We start from the raw sequence: 23045 nt of genomic DNA, 5'->3' as shown, positions 1-23045 counted from the left end.
ATATGCGTTGGAGAAAATTCAATGGAGAAACCATTCAGCTACCGATCAAAAATGCGGTAGAAGAGGCCATCAAAAGAGAAACGGCAAATGGCACCCGGCTGAAAGTTTGTATTGGAACCGATAGCCAGGTAAAAGGAGATGACACCGAATTTGCCACTGTGATCGTTTTTCTTCGGGAGCACAATGGCGGTTTTATGTACATCCACAATGAAAAAACCAAGCAGAAATTCCACATCAAGGAAAGGATGCTGGTTGAGGTAGCCAAGAGTGTTGAAATAGCTTATGAGCTATGCAACCTCTTCATTAAGTACCAGGTGGATATGGAAGTGCATGCGGACATCAACACCAACCCGCACTTCAAAAGCAATGACGCCCTGCGTGAAGCCATGGGTTACATCCTGGGTATGGGCTTTGCTTTCAAGGCCAAACCGGAAGCTTTTGCCAGTAGCTGCTGTGCAGACAAAGTAGTCAATTAGTTGTTAGATGATAGTTGTCAGATAAAGTTTATTTCTAACAACTATCAACTAACAACTCCCAACTTCCCCCGATTGCATTCTTGAATGAATTGCAAAATGTCATCTCTTCCCTGCTTTTTCTCTGAACTCGTAACAAAATGCCTGGGGAGGAACTGCCAGGTCTCCAGCAGGGCATCGAAGAAAGCCTGCACATTGGCTTTTACAACGCCCGGTTTTTCTTTATCTGATTTAGTGAATACAAGTGAGAAAGGCACCTGCCACTTGTCGAGTTGGCTGATGAACTCAAGGTCTATTTTCTGCGGCTTGTGCCTGCTGTCGATGAGCACGAAGACCATGGTGAGGTTTTCGCGCTTACGCAGGTAGTTTTCAATCATTTGCTCCCATTTTCTACGGCTCGATTGCGAGACTTTCGCAAATCCATAGCCGGGCAGGTCTACCAGGTACCATTTTTCTGACGGCGCTTTTTCAGCAGCCGCACTGGTTACATCAAAATGATTGATGAGCTGGGTTTTGCCAGGTGAAGCGGATGTTTTGGCCAGTTTTTGGTTAGCGGCCAGCATATTGATGAGCGATGACTTGCCTACATTACTTCTGCCAATAAATGCGTATTCGGGCCTGTCGGCCTTAGGGCATTTGTCAAAAGATGGACTGGAAACAAGATAAACAGCTTTTCGGATCAACATGTTGTGTAATTAAAAGTTAGCAGGTAAAATTAAAAACTTTCTGCAATGAAGGCTTGATTACTGTTTTTTGCGGAAAGTACTTAATGCGCCAATTTACTAACGAGGTAAGTTGCGGCATGCCAACTGTCTTGTTAGAGAATGGGTTTCGTTTCTTTTTTTATAGCAATGAAAATGAAGAGCCGATGCATATCCATGTAAAAAGGGGAAATGCTATAGGAAAGATATGGCTGGAACCTGAGATTAGAATTGCTTATACAGACGGCTTTTCCTTAAAAGAAGAACGTCAGATCATGGAAATAATTTCAAACAAATTCGTAATTTTACAACAAAAGTGGAATGATTACTTCTCACAATAAATATGATGCTATTGAAAACCTCATTTATAATGAAGGTTTGAAGATTCAATCATTGGAATTTAGTCCAACGTACAGGGAAATGTTTATTCACCTGACGAATGATGCCACTTTTGTTGTTCGAACCCATCAGTACCCAAATCTTAAAAAGGCCTCTGTTCAACAATTGAAAAATTTCAGCTTAATTGGAAATGGCGCCGGAATCCATTGGCCGGAAGTAGACGAAGATCTTAGTTTAAAAGGGTTTTTGAAGGAACTCAACGTAAGTTGGTCACACAAGAGGAAGGATTAATTACCCATAAATCATAAATACAAAAGCCTCCTAAACAGGAGGCTTTTGTATTTATGGGCTGTCTTATTTTTTGCGTTTGATAACAAGACTATCAGCCGGATATTTTGCTTTGATGCTGTCGCGGATACCGGCGCACCAATTGATGAGCGTTTGTTTTTCTGCATCGGTAAGCACGGCATCTTTGTGTATAAGAGTGTATGATTCGATGGGCATTCCGCCTTCTTTCACTTCATCAATACAATCATCCAGCTTTTTATACTGCTTGCCAATGCGGTAATTGCTGAATTCATCGAAGTTGAGGTGGCGTTTACCATCTTTTATGTGATCGCCGAGCCACCAGGCAACGGGCTGTACTTCTCCATACCAGGGATAACGGGTAAGGTTGCTGTGGCAATCATTACAGGCTTTGGCCAGTATTACCTGCACGTCGTGAGGCACAGGATAGGTTTTATCAATGCTATTGGTAGTATCGCCCGATTTGTTTTTATCGGGCCTGAAAGCCTGGGATATCACCAATAAAACCAGTAATACCAGTCCGATCCTTTTCAATATTTTCATAAACTGTATCTATTTGATTTAAATTAACACATTTCCCGTCATTTCTTTCGGAATAGGTAATCCCATCACTGTTAAAATAGTGGGAGCCAGGTCACCGAGTTTACCGCTTTTAACAGCGCCCTTCCATTCTTTGTCGATGATGAAAAAGGGAACCAGGTTCAGGGTATGCGCTGTATTAGGACTGCCGTCTTCATTGATCATGAAATCGGCATTGCCATGATCGGCTGTGAGGAAAATAGTATAGCCATGTGCCAATCCGGCTTCCACCACTCTTTTTACACAGGCGTCTACTGTTTCCGCCGCTTTGATGGCCGCTGTGAATACGCCGGTATGTCCCACCATATCGGTATTGGCATAGTTGAGGCAAATGAAATCGGCCGATTCTTTTTCTATTTCAGGAATGAGTTTATCGGTTATTTCAAAAGCACTCATCTCGGGCTGTAAATCATAAGTCGCTACTTTGGGGGAAGGAACCATGATGCGCGATTCGCCGGGGAAAACATCTTCCCGCCCGCCACTGAAGAAGAAAGTAACGTGGGGATATTTTTCTGTTTCAGCAATGCGGATCTGCTTTTTACCATTGGCCGCCAACACTTCACCCAATGTATTATTGAGGTTATCGTTTTCAAACACCACGTTTACGTTCTGGAATTTGTGATCGTAGAGGGTCATGGTAGTGTAATGCAGGTTCAGCTTGCGCATACCGAAGTCGGCATGATCCTGTTGTGTAAGCACTTCTGTGATCTCACGGCAGCGATCGGTACGGAAATTGAAGCAGAGCGCCACATCGCCATCCTTGATCAGCGCCAATGGTTGTTGCGTCTGGTCAACGATCACGGTGGGTTTGATGAACTCATCGGTCACTTCTGCTGCATAAGATTGCTCAATGGCTGCAATGGCGCTGGTAGCAACAGGGCCTTCTCCCTTTACCAGGCAGTCATAAGCCAGTTTCACTCTTTCCCATCGCTTATCCCTGTCCATCGCATAATAACGCCCGCTTACGGAAGCGATGGTGCCTGCAGATTGCTTCAAATGTTCTTCCAATGAAGTGATGAAGCCCAGTCCGCTTTTAGGATCGGTATCCCTTCCATCGGTGAACGCATGGATGAACACCTGGTTAAGTCCTTCTGCCTTACATACATCACAGATGGCTTTTAAATGGCTGGTATGGGAATGCACACCGCCATCGCTTACCAGTCCGAGTAAATGCAAAGGCTTGTTATTGTTCTTGGCATAACGGATAGCGTTCAACAACACTTCATTCTTTGCAAATTCACCGGTACGTATGGCAACATTGATGCGTTGCAACTCCTGGTACACGATGCGGCCGGCACCGAGGTTGAGGTGACCCACTTCGCTATTGCCCATTTGCCCGTCGGGCAAACCCACATCTTCCCCACAAGTTATCAATGTGGTATTAGGATACTTTTGATATAAAGAACTTACAAAAGGAACTTTTGCATGTTGAATGGCGTCGGCATAAGGAACTTTACCGAGTCCCCATCCGTCCATGATCACCAGGATTACTTTGTTGCTCATCTTGTTTAAAACTACGCTGTTTGGGTTTGATGAATTGATATTAACTTTAGCGTCGAACACGCTGCGTGCAAATTTGGCATGTTTTTGGCAATTTGAAAGGTAAGATAACACTGAATATCATGAAAAAGATGTTTTTATTAACGGTATGGGCATTGATGGTGTCACTGGCAGTTCCTGCCCAGTCACCCGGGGCTGATGCTGTGGTTCAGGCTTTTAAATCGGTCAATGCCGATCGAATAGCCGATCACTTTGATGATTTTATCGATATGAAGTTGCTGGACAAAGACGAAGTGAAAAACATGGGCAAAAACCAGGCTTCTATAGCGCTTAAGTCATTTTTTGCTGAAAACGGCGTGAAAGGTTTCGATAAGCAATCAGACCGCGAGTTGGGTAATACTATGTACCTCACCGGTAAATTACAAACAAGCAACAAGAATTACAACATCACCGTAATGCTGAAGCAGAAAGACAACCGCTACCAGATCATTACGATACGTATCAGTTAGTCCGGACTTTCATCATTCTCATAAACTGACAGACAGGGCCCCGCTTCGGCGGGGTTCTTTATTTTAATCCTAGTTTTGCAGCCATGCAATCATTCGATCAACAATTGGAGCACCTTGTAAAAGAAGCTTTACGGGAAGACATAGGAGATGGAGACCATTCCACCCTGGCCGTGATCCCTGCCGGAAAAAAAGGGAAAGCGGTTTTAAAGGTCAAACAGGATGGCATACTGGCAGGTGTGGCAGTAGCGGAAAAAATCTTCCGGCAGGTGGAAAAGGATGTGGTTTTTCATCCCTTTAAAAAAGACGGTGAGCCGATGAAAGCAGGAGAGAAGGCGTTTGAAGTAGAAGCCACCGTTCATACCATACTCCAATGCGAACGACTGGTATTGAATTGCATGCAGCGTATGAGTGGCATTGCCACCCTCACCCAGCGGTATGTGGCGCAATTGAAGGGCTATCATACCCGCCTGCTCGATACGCGTAAAACAACGCCTAATTTCCGGTTGCTGGAAAAAGAAGCGGTTCGCATTGGCGGAGGTACTAATCACCGGTTTGGATTGTTTGATATGATCATGTTGAAGGATAACCATATTGATTATGCAGGCGGACTGGAACCTGCTATCAACCAGGCGTGGGAGTATATTCAGCGAAAAAAGCCCGGATTGAAAATAGAAGTGGAAACCAGGAGTGTAGATGATGTGAAGAAGGTTTGTGCCATTGGAGAAGGGAAAGTGTTTCGCATTATGCTCGATAATTTCTCACCTGAACAGATACGTGCGGCTTTACAGGTGATCGATGGCCGTTTTGAAACAGAAGCCAGTGGCGGTATCAACCTGGATACCCTGAAGACTTATGCAGAAACGGGCGTGGATTATATCAGTGTGGGGGGACTCATTCACCAGGCACAGAGCCTTGACCTGAGCCTCAAAGCCAGTTTTGAATGATTGAACTGAATAACCATGAGTAAAAAGAATAAACCGGATACCAGGGGGTTTGTGTACAGTACCAACCCCGATTTTCATTTCGAGCAGGAAGAAGAGGCATTGGAAACATTGCCGCCTGCGCAACAATTACTGAAGATCAAACTCGATACCAAACAGCGCGCCGGTAAAGCTGTAACACTGGTAACAGGTTTCATTGGCACACAGGTTGATTTAGAAGACCTGGGTAAGAAATTAAAGAATTTTTGTGGTACAGGTGGCAGCGCGAAAGATGGTGAGATCATTGTGCAGGGCGATCAACGGGAGAAAGTATTGCAGTGGTTGATGAAGAATGGGTATGTCAAAGCTAAAAAAATATAATCACCAGATCGTCATCCCGAGCGAGCGAAGCGAGTCGAGGGACCTGCCGAACATTTCATGAGATCCCTCGGCTGCCCCTTCGACTCGCTCAGGGTGACGTTGCTCGGGATGACGGTAGATTTTAATAATCGATCTCCAGTTTCAACTTATCTCTCAGCTCTTTCACCAGCGGGTATTGTTCTGCGATACGCTCGAATTTTTCTTTACTGTTCATCCGCATGTGAGCCGGTACTTCTTCTTTTTCTGAAGCATCTACTAATATGGAAAAACTAATGCTACGGTTATTGAATGCCTGGTGCAGGTGATCGATGAGCATCATCCTTTCCTGTTCCACGAATTTTTGAGCTGTAAGGGCGGGCACTGATACGGTAAAGCGGATATCATTTTCAATGGTCAGTACAGCTATTTTGAATGTGCCTACGGAAGAATGTTTTTTTTGCCGTTCCAGTTCTGCCGTATATGCGTCCCAGCACTCGCGCAGTTTGTCCATTTTCAGCACTTCTGCTTCTTTTACTTCTTCAATGGCATACTGATCGCCATATTTTTCACGCAAAGCATCGAGCAGGTTTTTTTTGTTCCCTTGTGGTGGAGCAGGTTTTGGAACCGGTCTGGAATTGCTTGCCGGAGGAGTTGTTATAGACCTGGGAACAGTATTGGCTGGCGAGTTAGCCGGTGCAGGAGCAGCAGGTTTTTGTTCAATGTATAATTTAGATCCGGCAGGGGTTACATCACCGTTCATTTTCGACAACATAGGCGCTATCGGTTGAACGCGAAATGCAACCGGTCCGTCAATGCGCTTTTTTTTTACCACTGTGCCATTGTCTGCCGACAGTTCAATGGCCTGCTGCAGGAAATTCAGTTTGATAAGTGTGAGTTCAACATGCAGGCGTTTATTACGTGCCATTTTGAAATTGATCTCCGCTTCGTTCAATATGTTCAGGGTGCTTACGAGGTAAGAGATACCCACTTTATTTGCAGTAGTGGTATATTTTTCCTGCAGGCCTTCCACTACTTCCAGCAAGGCGGCTGACTTGGGATCTTTACATACCAGCAGGTTGCGGATGAATTCAGCGAAACCATTCAATACCAGGTCGCCTTCAAAACCTTTTCGGTTGATCTCGTCGTACAGCAACATGGCCCCGGCCATATTTTGCTGCTGCATACAATCGAGCATTTTGAAATAATAATCTTCATCCAGTATGTTAAGGTGCTCCAGGGTATTCTGGTAAGTAACTGTACCATTGGTGAAGCTCACGATCTTATCCAGTATGCTTAGTGAATCGCGCATACAACCTTCGCTTTTCTGTGCGATTACCTGGAGTGCGGCTTTTTCGGCCTGTATCTCTTCCTTGTCAACAATCTCCTGTAAATGCTCAACCGTATCGTTGTTGGTGATGCGCTTGAAATCGAATATCTGGCACCGGCTGAGTATGGTAGGCAGTATCTTATGTTTCTCGGTAGTAGCTAATATAAAGATGGCATAAGAGGGCGGCTCTTCCAGTGTTTTCAGGAAAGCATTGAAGGCGCTGGCACTGAGCATGTGCACCTCGTCCACGATGTACACTTTGTATTTACCCGCTTGTGGAGCAAACCGCACCTGTTCTACCAGTGAACGTATATCGTCTACAGAGTTGTTACTGGCGGCATCCAGTTCATGGATATTGAGTGATGTACCTGCATCGAATGAAACGCAACTGGCGCAGGTATTACAAGCTTCCCCATCGGCTGTGGGCTGGGTACAGTTGATCGTTTTGGCAAGGATACGGGCACAGGTGGTTTTGCCCACACCGCGCGGACCGCAGAATAAAAAAGCATGTGCCAACTGGTTGTTCCGGATGGCATTTTTAAGTGTGGTAGTGATATGCGACTGACCCACCACAGTATTGAAATTCTGCGGCCTGTACTTCCTGGCTGAAACGATGAACTTATTATCCATATACAAGGTGCAAGATAATAAAAGGGAACGTCATCAAATTTTATACTCCATCTCCGGATGGCGTTCAAAATTTTTGGTGTGATCGAATAGATAACGATAAGTTATCATCCTTCGGCTCGGAACGCCCCCCAGGCTTTTGTACACATTGAGCATTTTCGGATTCCATTCGCCCGCCCAGCCCATTTCATATTCTTCGTACCAGCCTTTGTTCTGGATGAGCAGGGCCGATTCATAGATCATAAAGCTGTCAATACCGAGCGACTGGTACTTGGGCACCACACCAAAAGCGAGTCCGGTTAGCCGTTTGTTGACGCCTCTTTTCTTCATCCATAACAAATGCAGTTTTTGCAGGAGACCGAATTTGCCATTGAAATGCTTGAAGTACTGGTTCACATCGGGAATATTAATGAACATGGCAATGGGATCTTCTTTGTAATAAGCAAACCAAACAACCCGTTCATCCATGATGGGTTTCATGGACTTGAACAGTTTGAGCACCTGTTCTTTGGTGACCTCCTTTCCTTCTCCATGCTGCGCCCAGGCTGCATTGTACACGGTAGCGAAATCGCCCGCATATTTTTCCAGTTCGTTGAGGTTAACATGCTTTGCCACATACCCCGGTTTGGCTTTGAACTTGGCATGACGTTCCGGGAAACGCGGTGGCAAAGGATCATCTACTTTCATGGAATAATAAAACTGGTTGTAATAATTCTGAAAGCCATATCCTTCGAACAATTGCTCATAATAAGGCGGGTTGAAAGACATACCATACATAGGTTCTTTATCGAAACCTTCTACCATCAGTCCCCACCATTTATCCCTGTCGCCAAAATTGATAGGCCCGTCCATTGCTTCCATGCCTTTCGACTGCAACCATGTTTTGGCCGTATCGAACAGCATATTTGCTGCCTGCTGGTCGTTGATGCAATCGAAATACCCGATGCCTCCTGTTGGAAAGTCTGTTCCCTTGTTGATGTATTTGCTATTGATAAAAGCAGCAATGCGGCCGATGAGTTGCCCGTTGTCGTCTTTCAATATCCATCGACGGGCATCGCCATATTTGAAATTTTTATTTTTCTCCGGGTTGAAGACATCATTCACTTCTTTATCCAGGGGGCGTATATATGCCGGGTTAGACCGGTTCATCAATGCGTTTACTTCCAGGAATGCGGTAACAGTATCTCTGCCGGTAACTTCCATCAACTGCATGTCGGTTGCGATTTTATTAAAAGTAAGTATTTTGTAAAACAACGAAATAACAGATGTATGCGCCAAAAAAATCATGTCTCCATCCTGTTGATAACGCTTCTTTTTTACTGTCAGGGCGTTTACGCCCAGCATCATCAATTCCTGAAAACACAAGTGCTGGTCATAGGCGGTGGTGTTGGGGGCACGGCGGCCGGTATTCAAAGTGCCAGGAGTGGTGTGCAAACAATGATCGTGGAAGAAACACCCTGGCTGGGCGGTATGCTTTCCTCGGCCGGTGTATCTGCAACGGATGGGAACCATGAACTGTACAGCGGCATCTGGCAGGAATTCAGGGAAGCCCTGTACAGGCATTACGGCACGAAGAACTTAGCAACAGGATGGGTGAGTTATACCTTGTTTGAACCGCATGTAGCGGACAGTATTTTTAAAGCCTGGGCTGGAAGCTACCCGAATCTTCAGGTGAAGTATCGCTATCGCTTTCTGCACGCCACAGTAAAGAATGGTAAGATTACAGCGGCCAGTTTTATCAATACCAATGGGGAATTACTAACGATCCATGCGAATGTGGTCATTGATGCCAGTGAAATGGGCGATGTGCTGGCTGCTGCGCATGTGCCATATAGCCTGGGAATGGAAGCAGACAAGCTATCGGGAGAAAACAGCGGAGTAGGCATTGATAACAATATAGTGCAGGATATGACTTATGCTGCCATATTGAAGGAATACGACGATAGTACCCACTTACTGAATAAGCCCGACGGTTATGATCCGAAAGAATTTGATGGTGCTTGTACTTCTTATTATAAAGACACTACATTGGAAAAACCCACAGTAGATGCCAGGAAAATGTTGGAATACGGCAAGCTGCCCCATCAAAAATTCATGCTGAACTGGCCTAAGCATGGGAATGATACTTATCTGAATTTGGTGGAAATGAATGCTGCTGAACGAGAGACTGCTTTACTAAAGGCAAAAGCTACTACGTTCCGTTTTATTTATTTCATACAACATGAACTGGGGTTTCGCCGGTTGGGAATTGCCACAGATGAATTTCCTACCAGGGATCATTTGCCGTTCATCGCTTATTACAGGGAGGGCAGGCGTGTAAAGGGTTTGGTAAGACTCACCACCACCGACATCATGCAACCTTTTTCACAACAAACCGCGTTGTACAGAACCGCGATTGCCGTAGGAGATTATCCGATCGATCATCACCACGGCAAAAATCCGGCAGTGAAGAAAACCTTGTATTTTCCACCGGTGCCGTCTTTCTCCATACCAGCTGGAACCTTACTGAACTCCACGGTAGAAAATTTGATCGCTGCGGAAAAAGCCATCTCCGTCACCAATATCGTCAACGGGTCTACCCGCCTTCAGCCTTGTGTTTTGCTTACCGGACAAGCTGCGGGCGTCATTGCTTCGGAAGCAGTAAAACAGAAACGGTCTCCCGGTCAGGTGGGCATCAGGCATATACAATCGATATTGCTGAAGCAGCACGCATATCTCATGCCTTATATAGATGTCAGGCCATGGGATACAGGTTTTGTATCCATTCAAAAAATAGGGGCAACCGGTATCCTGCGAGGAGTTGGAAAGCCGCATGCATGGGCCAATCAAACCTGGTTTTACCCCGATAGCTCGTGTTCGGCTGCTGAATTATACGAAGGACTCACCCTTTTTACAAAGGGCTGGAATATTGTCTTACCTTCTATTACTTCATCGTCGATTGCTTTGCAGCAATTGTTACAATTGTTGCAACCCATCTACCGAAAAATACATCCTGGCAACAAGTTGCCACAGGTAGATGACGTGTTAAATCACCAGCAAGCCTGGTGGCATCTGAAAAACCTCACTCGAAATAAAGCATTAACCAGGGGTGAAGCAGCCCTCATCATCGATAAAATCCTTCACCCATTTGAATCCAGGGAAGTGAATTGGCAGGGAGCATTCCAATTTTAAAACGCAATCGATTGTGTTGAAAAGAGGCCTTAAAATCGGCTTAATTAAAAGGGCTACCTTGCAGGAAATGTTAATGAAAAGCTAATTTCATTAGAAGCTTTCATTAACCAATTTATCATCATAAAACCCTGCTTATGCTAAGAATTAATGTGTTGACAGTGCTGCTGTTTTTGGGACTAACAGCGATTGCACAAAACCGGAAATTGTCCGGTGTGGTAACAGATGGAACGACAGGTAAAGGAATTCCGTCGGCCACAGTGTCTATTAAAGGAAACAAAGGAAGTAACCGTGCTACGGATGCAGACGGGCGGTTCAGCTTATCGGTAGTAAATGGAAAGATCACCCTTCAGGTGAGTGCCATAGGCTATGTGGCCAAAGATCTGCAAGTTGACGCTGGTACCAATGAGGTGACCGTTTCACTTGCACAAAGTGTCGAGAACCTCTCAGAGGTGGTTGTAACTGCACTGGGTATTAGACGCGAGAAAAAGACACTGACTTACGCTTCGCAATCCATCAACGGTGATGAACTCAGGAAAGCGGCCAACATCAATTTTATGGATGCATTAAGCGGTAAAGCAGCAGGCGTTAATATTTTCACCAGCAGCTCAGGAGCCGGGGGATCTACCAAAGTAGTATTAAGGGGGAACAAATCCCTTAACGGGCTTAGTGAACCTTTGTATGTAATAGACGGTATCCCGATGGTAAACAACAAGGGCGGACAACCGGGGTCTTATGGCGGAACTGACCAGGGAGATGGACTTTCAGCCATCAATCCCGAAGATATTGAAAGCATGACAGTGCTGAGAGGCGCTAATGCGGCCCTTTTATATGGAAGCCAGGGCGCTAATGGTGTTGTGGTGATTACTACAAAAAGAGGCAGATCGGGAAAGGTAACTGTTAATTTCAATTCCAGCACCACTTTTGACAAAGTGTTTAACCTTCCTGCTTTTCAATATGACTATGGCGCCGTGAACGGATCGGACTATAGCTGGGCAATGACTAAAGGGAGCGGCTATAAAAGAGGCTATATCGAAAATTTCTTCCGCACAGGCGTTGATGCCACGAACTCCGTTTCCATAGCAGGCGGTAGCGATAAAACGTCTGTGTATTTTTCTTATGCTAACACATCGGCTACCGGTGTAATGCCTACGAACACCTATACAAGGCATAACATTACATTGAATCAATCCACCAAGCTGTTAAAAGATAAGCTCACCTTGAGTTCAAATGTGATGCTTTCGAGTGAGATATCACGAAACAGGCCAGGAGCCGGTTACTATAACAACCCGCTCACCGGATTATACCTGTTTGCGCGTGAAAGAGATTTTGACTCATACAAAAACAATTACCAGGTTTTTGACAGCACAAGGAATTTGTATAAAATGAACTGGTATTCTACCGAAGAAAAACAAAACAACCCTTATTGGGAGATCAATAACGATCCAAAGTTTGCTAAAACATACCGTATCATCGCCAGCGCCAAAGCTGCTTACGAAATAACAAAAAACCTCAAGTTCGAAGCAAGGGGAAGTATCGACTATGCAGATAAGCTGTTTGATAACCGGTACGCTGCCGGCGGAAACTCGGTAAGTGTGAGTCCAAACGGAACATGGTCATATACAAAATACACCGATCAGTCTCTGTATACTGATGGAATATTAAATTACAACAACAAGTTTGGTGATTTCAGTGTTACAGCTATTGCGGGCGCAAGCTACCAGCGAAATGTCTTTAACGATGGAATGACTGTAGGCAACGGTACCGTTTCATTACAGTATCCTAATTTTTTCACGTTTGCTAACATCCCCAATAATGTGATGTTCAAACAAACCATTAACAGATCTATTAAGGAAGGAGTACTTGCCAATGCGACGATTGGGTATAAAGAAATGCTGTTTTTAGATTTGGCCGGTCGTAACGACTGGGCATCTACCCTGGCGTTAACAGGTAACCAATCTTATTTCTATCCTTCAGTAGGTCTTACTGCTATTGTAAGCGAAATGATTAAAATGCCGGAGTATATTTCATTTTTTAAACTGAGGGCTTCTACCACTAAGACTGCCAACGATGTACCTTTCAATGTTGTGTCGCCTAACAATACCATTGGCGGTACAGGAACAGCGAATGCTACAGGCGGTATCAGCAGAAATACACAAGTGCCATTCTCTAACCTGAAACCGGAAGAGATTGCCAGTACTGAATATGGTGCTGAAATGAGGTTCTTGAATGGTCGTTTAGGTTTTGACTTCACCTATTATAATGCAACAAGTACCAATCAATTCCTCCGGTTGAGCGCTCCATCCGGCTCTGGTTATACTTTTTACTATGTAAATGCAGGAAAGATTACCAACAATGGATTTGAGCTTACTGTTAATGCAGAACCTATCAGGAAAGCAGATTTCAGATGGACAACAGCTGTAAACCTGGCTCAGAATAAGAACAAGATTGTTGAGCTTATTGCATCTAATCCCAATTACCAGGTTGGAGGCGATGATGAAGGTTTTGCGTCTATCATTAAAGCCGGCGGATCTTTTAACGATGTATATATCTACAAGTTTAACAGAAATGATGCCGGACAAATCATACTTGATACCAAGGGTGTTCCTACAAAAGCTAAAACACAGACATTAGTAGGAAATGTGAATCCGGATTATCTTTTAGGTTGGAACAACACGTTTAATTATAAAAACTTCTTCCTCAGCTTATTGGTAAACGGAAAATTCGGAGGCGTTGCTTTCTCGAAAACTGAAGCGTTCCTCGATGCCTATGGTGTAAGTGCGAGAAGCGCCGCTGACAGAAATGGCGGACAAATGAGCATTAACGCCATACAGGGAACTACAGCAGTAACCACTATTGCGCCGGATGTATATTATTCTTCTATTGGAGATAGAAACAGGATCATGGAACCTTATGTCTTTTCAAGAACAAATGTGCGATTGGCCCAATTCGTTCTTGGATACACTTTCCCTGCGAAAAACAAAAACGCTGTAATCAAAGACGCTTCAGTTTCTTTGATAGGAAGGAACTTGTTCTTCTTCTATAAGAAAGCTCCATACGATCCGGAACAAGCAATGAGTACAAACAACTCAATGCAGTCGAATGACGTCTTTAGTATGCCTGCAACTAGGTCATACGGGATCAACGTTAAACTTACTTTCTAATATCAAAAGTAAAAAGCATGAAAAATATATTTGTCGCGATACTGTTAGTGAGCCTGTTGGCATCATGTACGAAGAACTTTAAGGACTTTAATCAGGATCCTAACCAGATTTCTGATCAGATGCTATTACAGGATAATAACCTGGTGGGATCTCCATTTTCAGGTTTGTTATTCAATATTTTTGGACACCAGATCGAAGAAGACCTTTGCCATGATTCATGGATGGGGCACCTGAATACACCAACACCCTTTGTTGGCAATGTAAACAATACCACTTACTACATCCGGTGGAATGCTTACTGGGGACGTATTTACGGAAGTGTGATGTCACCTTCAAAGCAGGTGATAGAGCTGGCTCAAAAATACAACCTGCCACTCTTTGCAACCTGGGCTAAATTGATCAGGATCCTTGCTATGTCTAAATTGACTGCATACCACGGCCCGGTAATTTACTCCAACTACGGAACTACGGCGAGTACGATCCTTTATGATAAAGAATCTGATTTATATGACAGCTTCTTTAAACAATTGGATAGTATTCAGACAACATTCGCAACGAACACATCTTACACTGGGTTTAAGAAATTTGACCCTTCGTACAGTGGTAATATCAGTGCCTGGATGAAGCTCGTGAATTCACTCAGGCTGAGATTGGCCATCCGGCTTTCAAAAGTTGCCCCGGCATTAGCTAAAACCCAGGGAGAAAAAGCGCTGAGTGATCCGGCAGGTTTGATAACAACCAACGCCGACAACTTTAAAGTGTCATTGATGGGCCAGAAAATGCCTATGGCGGTGATATGCTTCGAATGGGACGATACCAGGATGGGCGCTGTAATGGAGTCTTTCCTGGGTGGATTGAAGGATGGGAGGGTATCTAAATATTTTTCGACTGCTTCTAATAGCGCTTTATATGCCGATCACCCTACATTCCCTTATAAAGGTATCCGCAATGGAGCCTATATAGGCGCTAAAATTGACCGGGTGCCATTCTCTAAAGTGTCGGAAGATTTTCAAACAGTGCCAACCAGAAGATCTTTTACTGCAGCCGAAGTAAGTTTTCTGAAAGCTGAAGCGGCCCTCAGAGGCTGGGTTGGTGCAGGTGATCCCCAGGCCAATTACGAAAATGGAGTGCGACTTTCTTTCGCTGATTGGGGCGCAGGTGGTGTTGACGCTTATCTTGCGGACAATACAAGCACCCCCTGGAATTATGTTGATCCTATAGATGCCAAGAATAATTTCACAGCAAGTTCTACCATCACCGTTGCATGGAATAATGCAGATAACAATGAATTGAAATTAGAAAAAATAATCACCCAGAAGTGGATCAATAACTTTACCAATTCACTCGAAGCATGGGTTGATTTCAGAAGAACAGGATATCCTAAAATACCGCATGTAGCCAAAAATGATAGCAGTCCTGATTGGGGTGTAATCCCTGCTGACCAATGGATTAAGCGGATGCCTTTTGTTAATGGCGAAAGAACTGGTAACACCCAAGGTGTGGCCGATGCTGTATCGAAGATGGGAACAGGCGCAAAAGACGATATTGCAACCCGTTTATGGTGGGACACTGGTGGCCCCAACTTTTAGTTGCAGCTAAATATTTGAATAACCCATTTTTATAAAACAGGGGAAGGGCCGAACAAACAGCCCTTCCCTATTTTTTTACTATTCAGTTGGTAAATAACTTGGCGGCCATCTTTTCATCGTGCCCGTAAATATCTTTCCTGAAATTCAATTGCCCGTTTTTGTCAACCCAAGCGGTAAAATATGTAATGAAAACAGGAACGCCTTTGCTGAGTGTTACCCATTTTTCTTTGGGTTGATGCATGGCAGAATCGATCTTCATTTCAGTCCAACTGGTATCGGAACGAAGCAGGTATTGTGCAAATTTTTTAGGCTCACCCAGCCTGATACAACCGTGGCTGAAACTCCGGCTGGATTGCGTGAACAACTCACGGTTAGGTGTATCGTGAAAATAAATGTTGTAATTGTTGGGGAAGAGGAATTTGACCAGTCCTAATGAATTAGCCCCCCCCGGTTTCTGGCGGATATTGGGAACAGGCCCTGGCTTACCGTAAATTTCCATGTGGTTCTTAACGAGGTAATCGGGATTCTTTTGAATTGCGGGCAGTATCTCTTTTTTCACGATGCTTTCTGGTACGTTCCAGTATGGACTGAATACAATATACTTCAGCTTACCGGTGAAAATAACGGTGCTGTTGGCCGATGTTCCTACGATCACATTCATATCGAATTGAAGGTGGCCGCTGTCGAATACATGCATTTTGTATTCAGGTATGTTCACCAATATGTAATTGGTGTCTTTTTCAGCGGGCATCCAGCGTACCCTTTCAATGTTGATGGATATCTGCCGTGCGCGCTGTTTAAGCGGCACATTCAGTTCTTCCAGCATTTTATTGCCAATGATGCCATCTACGCTGAGTCCCATTCTTCGTTGAAAAGATTTCACAGCGCGCAACAAGGTAGTATCGAAAAGCGGGGTGCTGTCGTTATGCGCAAGATCGCCAAACAGGACAAGCCTCGTCTTGATCTTTAGAATGCTTTCGGAAGAATCTTTCCTGCGTAATGGCTTCGATAAGTAAGCAACAGAATCTGGTTCCGGCGTTTTGCTCAGTTGAGAATAAATTGCAAGAAAATGCTGCAGTTTCTCATATTGCGGGTTGAGCGGAGCGTATGCTTCTGCTTCGGCAGTCTTGTTGCGAATAGCAGAGTCGAGGAGCGCAGTGATGTTGATCTTTTTGCGAGGAATGAACCAACCCAGTTCCGCAGCGTCGATATCGCTGCCCTTGTACACTTTAGAAGCATAGCGGAAGAACTGGCCGGTAAGGAGTAACTCGGTCTTCATTACCAGTGAATCGCTGTGTTGCGGATAGAATCTTTTGTTGACGAAACCATTGTACAATTGGGCAAGCCGGACATTGTAAACCGAACTGTCATTGAACTGATTGATATAATTGTTTTGCAGGTTGATGAAATTATACGCTTGCTCAGTGAGTCCTGTTGAGTCGAACCAGGCGAACTCATAATTGCGGTGTTTGTAAAAATCATTGAACTGCTCGGTATAGGCAGCATAGTCGGGGTTGGTGGCAATGAAATGATTCAATTCTCTGTTCTCAAGGAACAGTGTATTGAACGAAGTGACATGGGTAATACTCGTATCCCTGTTGACAGGATTTTTTTTCTTTCGGATATTGTTGCATCCCCAATAAACAAGCGCAGTAAGGCACAGGGCCGGGATCACATAACACTTCATAGATTGAATATATGGATTCTTTACATATAAAAGCAGGCTATTTATTCACGAGCAGCGTAGCAGCTACCACACCTGCTGTTTCAGTACGCAGCCTGGTTTCTCCAAGGGTAACAGGCAGGTAATGATGGTTCATCGCTGTCTTGATTTCATGGGGGGTGAAATCGCCTTCCGGACCAATGAGTATTTGCGCGTCGCTGAAAGGAGGGAATTCTGTGATGCTGTTCCTGGCATCGTCTTCACAATGCGCTACCAGCCGGAGTCCGTATCCGGCAGATACCAGCACTTCTTTGAAAAGAGTGGGTTCGCGCAGCGTGGGCAGCCATACCTGCTGACTTTGCAGCATAGCCGATACCAGTATTTGTTTCATCCGGTCGATACGGAAGCGGGTATGTTCCGTTCGCTCGCAAAGCAGGGGTATGATCTCACTTACGCCGATCTCGGTGGCTTTTTCAAGGAACCATTCAAAGCGCGCCGGGTTTTTCAGCAGTGAAACAGCGATGCTTATTTTTTTAAGGTGACGGGGTAATAAAAGTTCTTCCTCTATCAGCGCTACGGCTTTCTTTTTGTCTTCGCTGAGTATGCGTGCTTTGAACAGCGCTCCTTTGCCATTGGTAAGTTGCAACTGCTCACCTGTCTTCATGCGCAATACCTGTATGCAATGCTTACTGGTTTCTTCGCTCAATTGGAAGTGCCCGTTAGACGATGCAAGTAACGGCTCATAAAAAAACGGAAGGGTCATGGTTTAAAATGGAGCTTCATTGTCGAATCCATCGTCAAAGTTACCACCATTCATCTTACTGCCTTTCTGAATGAAGAATTTGCTGCCCTCGTTTCCGCCGGCGCCTGGTGCGCCGCCCTGTGGAGCGACGGGTTTCCAACTGCCGCCACCGAATCCACCGCCATCGTCTCCCCATTCTTCAAATTTCTGTATCTCCAGTTTAGCGCGCAGTTTGATGGTTTCGAGCGAGCCGTTCCGGTGCTTGGCTATGCGCACATGGGTTTCGCCATGGGTGCTTTCGCCCTGTTCATTGCTGGATATCTCGTAGTATTCGGGCCGGTAAATGAACATCACCATATCGGCATCCTGTTCAATGGCGCCCGATTCGCGGAGGTCACTGAGCTGGGGCATCTTGCTTTCCTTCCTGGTTTCCACGGCACGGCTCAACTGGCTGAGGGCAATGATGGGGATATTCAGTTCTTTGGCCAGGGCTTTGAGGTTCCGGGAAATGGTACTGATCTCCTGTTCACGGTTGCTGCCCCTGTCACCGATGCCGCTCATCAACTGCAGGTAGTCGATGATGATGAGTCCCACCTGGTGCTTGTTCACCAGCCTCCGGGCTTTGGCCCTGAATTCAAACACGTTCAGCGCAGCCGTATCATCGATGAAAATGGGCGCTGTCTCGAGTTTTTTAACCCCCTTGGTATGCAATTGCTGGTATTCGTATTCTTCCAGTTTGCCCCGGCTGATCTTTTCCATCTTTATCTCACTCTCGGCGCTCAATATCCTTTGCACCAGCTGGCCGGCGCCCATTTCCAATGAAAAGAAAGCCACCGGAGTGGGTTTGGTAGGATGCAAAGCGGCATTGCGGGCCAGGTTGAGGGCGAATGCGGTTTTACCCACGGCTGGACGGGCAGCCAGGATGATGAGGTCGGTATTCTGCCATCCGTAAGTAACGCGGTCGAGTGTACTGAAACCGCTGGGAACACCGGAAATATCATCTGTTTTGGTACGCAGTTCATCGATCCGGTTGATGGTCTTGGCCAGTACGTTACCAATATCTTCAAAGTTCTTTTTGAGGTAATTGTTAGTGATATTGAACATCTTGGTCTCGCTGTCGTCGAGCAGGTCGAATACATCGGTGCTGTCTTCGTAAGCATCACCAATGATTTCCCCGCTGATGCGGATCAGTTCGCGCTGGATGAATTTCTGCAGTACAATGCGGGCGTGGGCATCGATATTGGCAGTAGATACAACGGCATTGGTCAGTTTGGTTACGTAATAAGGACCGCCTACGATATCCAGCTTCTCTTGCATTTTCAGCTCTTCCACCACCGTAAGGATGTCAATGGGCATGCTCTTTTGCTGCAGGCTCTGCATGGCCCTGAAGATCAATTGGTTTGCTTCTACATAGAAACACTCGGGTTTGATGATCTCGGTAACGGTATCAAAAGCGCTTTTTTCCAGCATGATGGCGCCTAATACGGCCTCTTCCAGCTCTTTTGCCTGGGGAGGTACCTTTCCGTATACCATGGTGCTCATGTCGATCGAAGTCTTTCTCCTCTTCCGGTCTTTATTCAAGCTTGTCAGGTCCATAAGTCGTCTTTTCCTCGATTTTTTAGTTAGTAAGTGATTGTCTCCCGGACTATTTACTTCGACCCTTCGCCCATGTTACGGAATTGTTACCAACGAAGTAAGGGGGAGCGAATATGGGGTAAGAAATCGGGTTCTGAAAATTTTTTTTACTGTATATTCATCCACATCTTTTCACATTCCTGTGCACACCATTCAGGGAGCTGTTCACACAATTTACTAAGGTTATCCACCAAAATCAAAAGTTTTCCGACACTATGGATGGGAAATGCACAGGGGTATGTGCGTAAAGATTTATACAAAAAACGGGCCTAATGATCCTGAAAAACCGTAATTGAGAAGACAGCCTATTTACCTATTTTTGACGCCCGAAAAGAGCGAGCAATATGACGATTAGTTACAACTGGCTGAGTGAATACCTGCCTATCTCTGAGGTGGGTATGGCAGAGATACTGGCACCTGAGAAATTAGCGAAGATCCTGACTTCGATTGGACTGGAAGTAGAAAGCATGGAGCGCCATGAGCGCGTCAAAGGCGGCCTCCAGGGGCTGGTTATTGGCGAAGTGCTTACCTGTGAACCCCATCCGAATGCCGATAAGCTAAAAATTACCACTGTAAATACCGGTGAACCTGCCCCTTTACAGATTGTTTGTGGCGCTGCAAATGTGGCGGCAGGCCAGAAAGTGGTAGTGGCTACCGTGGGTACTACCATTTACCCAGCGACTGGAGAGCCGCTGACCATGCGGGTAGCCAAGATCAGGGGAGTGGAAAGCTACGGTATGATCTGTGCCGAAGATGAGATCGGGCTGGGAACCAGTCACGATGGTATCCTGGTGTTGCCTGAGAACCTGGTACCAGGCATGCCTGCTGCTGATTATTTCAAGCCCTACAGCGACTGGGTTTACGAAATAGGCCTCACCCCCAACCGCATGGATGCCATGAGCCATTTTGGTGTGGCGAAAGATGTTTGCGCCTATCTCAGCCATCATCACCGCGAAGTAAGGCCGGTGAGCCCCTTCACAGATACCTGGAAAGCAGATAACCAATCACTTCCCATCAAGGTGGAGATTGAAAATACAGAGAGCTGCCGCCGTTATGCTGGTGTGAGTATTACCGGCGTTATCGTGAAAGAGTCACCGCAATGGTTAAAAGATAAACTGGTTTCCATTGGACAGCGACCCATCAACAATATCGTGGACATCACGAATTTCATTCTTCATGAAACAGGCCAGCCACTGCATGCTTTTGATGCAGCGGCGATCATTGGTAATACCGTGATCGTTAAAAACCTGCCCGAGGGCACTGCCTTCACCACACTGGATGAAAAAGAACGCAAGCTGGGCGCTGATGATTTGATGATTTGCAATGCCCGGGAAGGTATGTGTATCGCCGGTGTTTTTGGTGGTTTAAAAAGCGGCGTCAAAGAAAATACACGGGCTATTTTCCTGGAAAGCGCCTGGTTCAATCCCGTTAGTATCCGCAAAACATCGGTGCGGCATGGTTTGCGAACCGATGCCGCTACCCGTTTTGAAAAAGGGGTAGATATCTCCAATACGGTGAATGTGCTGAAAAGAGCGGCTTTGATGATCAAAGAAATAGCAGGCGGACAAATAGCGAGTGATATCGTAGATGTATATCCTCAGCCTTTGCCCAAAACAGAAGTGGCGCTGAAGAATCATTACCTGAAAAAACTGAGCGGTAAAAATTATCATCCCGATAAAGTAAAAAGAATACTCACCGCCCTGGGTTTCGAGATTGTGAAAGAAGGGTTGGATGAATTGCTGGTAGCTGTTCCTTACAGCAAGCCGGATATCAGCATACCTGCTGATATTGTGGAAGAAATTGTGCGGATAGACGGACTGGACAATATCGCCATTCCTTCATCGATCACGATCAGTCCGGCTGTGGATGCCCTGGGTGCAAAAGAAGCCTGGAAAGACAAGATGGCCAATTACCTGGTGGGACAAGGCTTTGCGGAGATCCTTACCAATTCCATTACCAGCAGCAAGTATTTCGATGAAGCTACCCTGGCTACCACGGTGAAAATGATAAACAACCTGAGCGCCGAACTGGATGTGCTGCGACCTTCCATGTTGGAAACAGGTTTGGAAACTATTGCGTATAATATCAACAGAAAAAATAACCACCTGCGTTTATTCGAGTTTGGCAAGACTTATGCGGTAGATGCAGCGGGCGTTTACCAGGAGCCGGAACATCTTTGTCTTTACCTGACCGGTAAGCAGGGCGAAGATGGTTGGCGGGCCAGGGCTTCACAGCTCGACCTGTATGCTGCGAAAGGAGTGGTATCGGCGCTGACGGCGCTTTGCGGGCTAACCGATCTGCGTTTTACCAGGCCCGATGAAGGAGTGTTGTTGCTGGAGTTTTATCACGGAAAACAATTGCTGGGTACGCTGGAAGAAGTGAGCAGGAAGAAGTTGCAGGCTTTTGATCTTCGCCAGGATGTGTATTTCATCGATATACAGTTAACCGCTTTATTGAAAGCAGCTGGTAAGCAAAAGATCGTGTATAAGGAGGTGAACAAGTTCCCTGCCATGCACCGCGATCTCGCCATGGTGGTAGACAGCGTTACTTCTTACGAAGCGATGGAAGCAGTAGTGCACAAGCTGAAGCTGCCGAGACTGAAAAACATGCAGCTCTTCGATGTGTTTGAGAGCGACAAACTGGGCGCCGGGAAAAAGTCGGTAGCCATCAGTTTTACTTTCATGGACGATGAAAAAACGCTGACCGATAAAGAAGTGGATGCGATGGTAGCAAAACTGGTACAAGGTTTGGAGAAAGAATTGGGCGCTGAAATTAGAAAATAAAACTACCCAACCCGATTATTTGGAAGTAACTTAGAGAGATGGTTGATCTTGAGTCACAGATTAAAAACATACAGGAGAAGTTGCATCAGTTGTTGCGACAGCAGCAACTATTGCAGAAAGAGAACCATCGCCTGAGAAGAGAGATAGACAGGGCAACGCAATTGAGCCAGGAAAAAGAAGACCTTGCTATGTTGCTGCAACAGCAGATAGATGCTTTGAAACTGGGCGGTGGCTCATCATCATCACGCAGTGAGGAGGATAAAGCGACGCTGGAAAAAAGGATCGACGGCTACCTGAAAGAGATCGATAAATGTCTTGCTTTACTGAATGCTTAAGCCATGTCAGAACTGATCCCCGTAAATATTGTCATTGCCGACCGCAGTTACCGGCTTCGTATCCAGTCGGAGGACGAAGAAGCTGTTCGTAAAACAGCGGCCCTCATCAACGATAAGATAGCCGAATTCCGCAGCAACCTTGCCGGGAAAGACATGCAGGACTATGTAGCCATGGTGCTGCTGTGGTTCGCTACCGAACAGAACCAGTCGGGCATGGACCTGGTAAAATGGGGTGAAGCGGCTGCCGGACTATCATCCCTCGAAAAAATGCTGGATAAAGCCCTCTCTGAAAACCAGATTTAAGGCACATCTTACTTATCTTCGC

The 23045-nt window shown here is 45.6% G+C and carries 20 protein-coding genes; 12 read left to right on the top strand and 8 right to left on the bottom strand.

All coding sequences use genetic code 11. The annotated features are described in order from the left end of the window. Nucleotides 1-2: 2 nt before the first annotated feature. Nucleotides 3-476, top strand: coding sequence for a ribonuclease H-like YkuK family protein (locus BLU98_RS09470; protein ID WP_026768970.1), 474 nt, complete (start codon nt 3-5; stop codon nt 474-476). 44 nt (nt 477-520) lie between these two features. Here the strand turns inward: BLU98_RS09470 and yihA are convergent, their stop codons facing one another. Then, entirely contained in the window at nt 521-1159 is a 639-nt protein-coding gene (yihA, locus tag BLU98_RS09465; protein ID WP_092723780.1) for a ribosome biogenesis GTP-binding protein YihA/YsxC, read from the bottom strand. 83 nt (nt 1160-1242) lie between these two features. On the opposite strand from yihA, the gene BLU98_RS09460 reads away from it, so the two are divergent. Both BLU98_RS09460 and BLU98_RS09455 read left to right on the top strand, forming a co-directional pair. Next, on the top strand, nt 1243-1515 hold the full coding sequence (locus BLU98_RS09460; RefSeq protein WP_092723779.1) for a DUF4160 domain-containing protein: 273 nt from the start codon (nt 1243-1245) through the stop codon (nt 1513-1515). Next, complete coding sequence (locus BLU98_RS09455; protein WP_092723778.1) at nt 1496-1804, top strand: DUF2442 domain-containing protein; 309 nt, start codon at nt 1496-1498, stop codon at nt 1802-1804. Before BLU98_RS09460 ends, BLU98_RS09455 begins: the two co-directional genes overlap by 20 nt. A gap of 63 nt (nt 1805-1867) precedes the next feature. Here BLU98_RS09455 and BLU98_RS09450 read toward each other — a convergent pair whose 3' ends face one another. Both BLU98_RS09450 and gpmI read right to left on the bottom strand, forming a co-directional pair. Then, entirely contained in the window at nt 1868-2362 is a 495-nt protein-coding gene (locus BLU98_RS09450) for a heme-binding domain-containing protein (RefSeq protein ID WP_257574858.1), read from the bottom strand. An 18-nt stretch (nt 2363-2380) separates the two neighbouring features. After that, nucleotides 2381-3901 carry a 2,3-bisphosphoglycerate-independent phosphoglycerate mutase gene (gene gpmI, locus BLU98_RS09445; RefSeq protein WP_092723777.1) on the bottom strand — a complete coding sequence of 507 codons (1521 nt, stop codon included), beginning with the start codon at nt 3899-3901 and terminating at the stop codon, nt 2381-2383. Nucleotides 3902-4020: 119 nt separating this feature from the next. Between gpmI and BLU98_RS09440 the strand changes: the two genes are divergently transcribed. The 3 genes from BLU98_RS09440 (at nt 4021) to BLU98_RS09430 (ending at nt 5708) form a co-directional block, all read left to right on the top strand. Beyond that, nucleotides 4021-4407: a DUF4783 domain-containing protein gene (locus tag BLU98_RS09440; RefSeq protein ID WP_139173875.1), complete on the top strand. Its 387-nt coding sequence runs from the start codon at nt 4021-4023 to the stop codon at nt 4405-4407. Between the two features lie 83 nt (nt 4408-4490). Next, nucleotides 4491-5351, top strand: a complete 861-nt coding sequence (nadC, locus tag BLU98_RS09435; RefSeq protein ID WP_092723776.1) for a carboxylating nicotinate-nucleotide diphosphorylase — start codon at nt 4491-4493, stop codon at nt 5349-5351. Nucleotides 5352-5366: 15 nt separating this feature from the next. Further along, the gene (locus BLU98_RS09430) at nt 5367-5708 is read left to right on the top strand and encodes a translation initiation factor (protein ID WP_092723775.1); all 342 of its coding nucleotides are present in this window, start codon (nt 5367-5369) and stop codon (nt 5706-5708) included. Nucleotides 5709-5829: 121 nt separating this feature from the next. On the opposite strand, the gene BLU98_RS09425 is transcribed toward BLU98_RS09430, so the two are convergent. Both BLU98_RS09425 and BLU98_RS09420 read right to left on the bottom strand, forming a co-directional pair. After that, nucleotides 5830-7644: a DNA polymerase III subunit gamma/tau gene (locus BLU98_RS09425; RefSeq protein WP_092723828.1), complete on the bottom strand. Its 1815-nt coding sequence runs from the start codon at nt 7642-7644 to the stop codon at nt 5830-5832. A gap of 33 nt (nt 7645-7677) precedes the next feature. Continuing rightward, a complete protein-coding gene (locus tag BLU98_RS09420; protein WP_092723774.1) occupies nt 7678-8853 on the bottom strand; it encodes a hypothetical protein in 1176 nt (391 codons plus the stop codon). A 57-nt stretch (nt 8854-8910) separates the two neighbouring features. On the opposite strand from BLU98_RS09420, the gene BLU98_RS09415 reads away from it, so the two are divergent. The 3 genes from BLU98_RS09415 to BLU98_RS09405 all read left to right on the top strand — a co-directional run bounded on the left by BLU98_RS09415 (nt 8911) and on the right by BLU98_RS09405 (nt 15562). After that, a complete protein-coding gene (locus tag BLU98_RS09415; protein ID WP_092723773.1) occupies nt 8911-10812 on the top strand; it encodes an FAD-dependent oxidoreductase in 1902 nt (633 codons plus the stop codon). 134 nt (nt 10813-10946) lie between these two features. Continuing rightward, nucleotides 10947-13973: a SusC/RagA family TonB-linked outer membrane protein gene (locus tag BLU98_RS09410; protein WP_092723772.1), complete on the top strand. Its 3027-nt coding sequence runs from the start codon at nt 10947-10949 to the stop codon at nt 13971-13973. Between the two features lie 17 nt (nt 13974-13990). Continuing rightward, the gene (locus tag BLU98_RS09405; RefSeq protein ID WP_092723771.1) at nt 13991-15562 is read left to right on the top strand and encodes a SusD/RagB family nutrient-binding outer membrane lipoprotein; all 1572 of its coding nucleotides are present in this window, start codon (nt 13991-13993) and stop codon (nt 15560-15562) included. Nucleotides 15563-15644: 82 nt separating this feature from the next. Here BLU98_RS09405 and BLU98_RS09400 read toward each other — a convergent pair whose 3' ends face one another. Genes BLU98_RS09400 through dnaB form a run of 3 tightly spaced genes read right to left on the bottom strand, consistent with a single transcriptional unit; the run spans nt 15645 to nt 19563 of the window. Beyond that, nucleotides 15645-17249: a L,D-transpeptidase family protein gene (locus tag BLU98_RS09400; RefSeq protein ID WP_092723770.1), complete on the bottom strand. Its 1605-nt coding sequence runs from the start codon at nt 17247-17249 to the stop codon at nt 15645-15647. A 37-nt stretch (nt 17250-17286) separates the two neighbouring features. Then, complete coding sequence (locus BLU98_RS09395; protein ID WP_092723769.1) at nt 17287-17988, bottom strand: RsmE family RNA methyltransferase; 702 nt, start codon at nt 17986-17988, stop codon at nt 17287-17289. Between the two features lie 3 nt (nt 17989-17991). Then, a complete protein-coding gene (gene dnaB / locus BLU98_RS09390; protein WP_092723768.1) occupies nt 17992-19563 on the bottom strand; it encodes a replicative DNA helicase in 1572 nt (523 codons plus the stop codon). Nucleotides 19564-19946: 383 nt separating this feature from the next. On the opposite strand from dnaB, the gene pheT reads away from it, so the two are divergent. The 3 genes from pheT to BLU98_RS09375 are packed head-to-tail and all read left to right on the top strand — an operon-like array spanning nt 19947 to nt 23023. Next, nucleotides 19947-22385 carry a phenylalanine--tRNA ligase subunit beta gene (pheT, locus tag BLU98_RS09385; RefSeq protein ID WP_092723767.1) on the top strand — a complete coding sequence of 813 codons (2439 nt, stop codon included), beginning with the start codon at nt 19947-19949 and terminating at the stop codon, nt 22383-22385. A 38-nt stretch (nt 22386-22423) separates the two neighbouring features. Continuing rightward, on the top strand, nt 22424-22720 hold the full coding sequence (locus BLU98_RS09380; RefSeq protein ID WP_092723766.1) for a hypothetical protein: 297 nt from the start codon (nt 22424-22426) through the stop codon (nt 22718-22720). 3 nt (nt 22721-22723) lie between these two features. Next, a complete protein-coding gene (locus tag BLU98_RS09375; RefSeq protein WP_092723765.1) occupies nt 22724-23023 on the top strand; it encodes a cell division protein ZapA in 300 nt (99 codons plus the stop codon). The last annotated feature ends 22 nt before the right edge of the window (nt 23024-23045 follow it).

The organism is Hydrobacter penzbergensis, from assembly GCF_900106985.1.
Classification (GTDB): Bacteria; Bacteroidota; Bacteroidia; order Chitinophagales; family Chitinophagaceae; genus Sediminibacterium; species Sediminibacterium magnilacihabitans.
The sequence above is the reverse complement of the archived record's forward strand: the minus strand, read 5'-3'. Positions and strand labels throughout refer to the sequence as shown.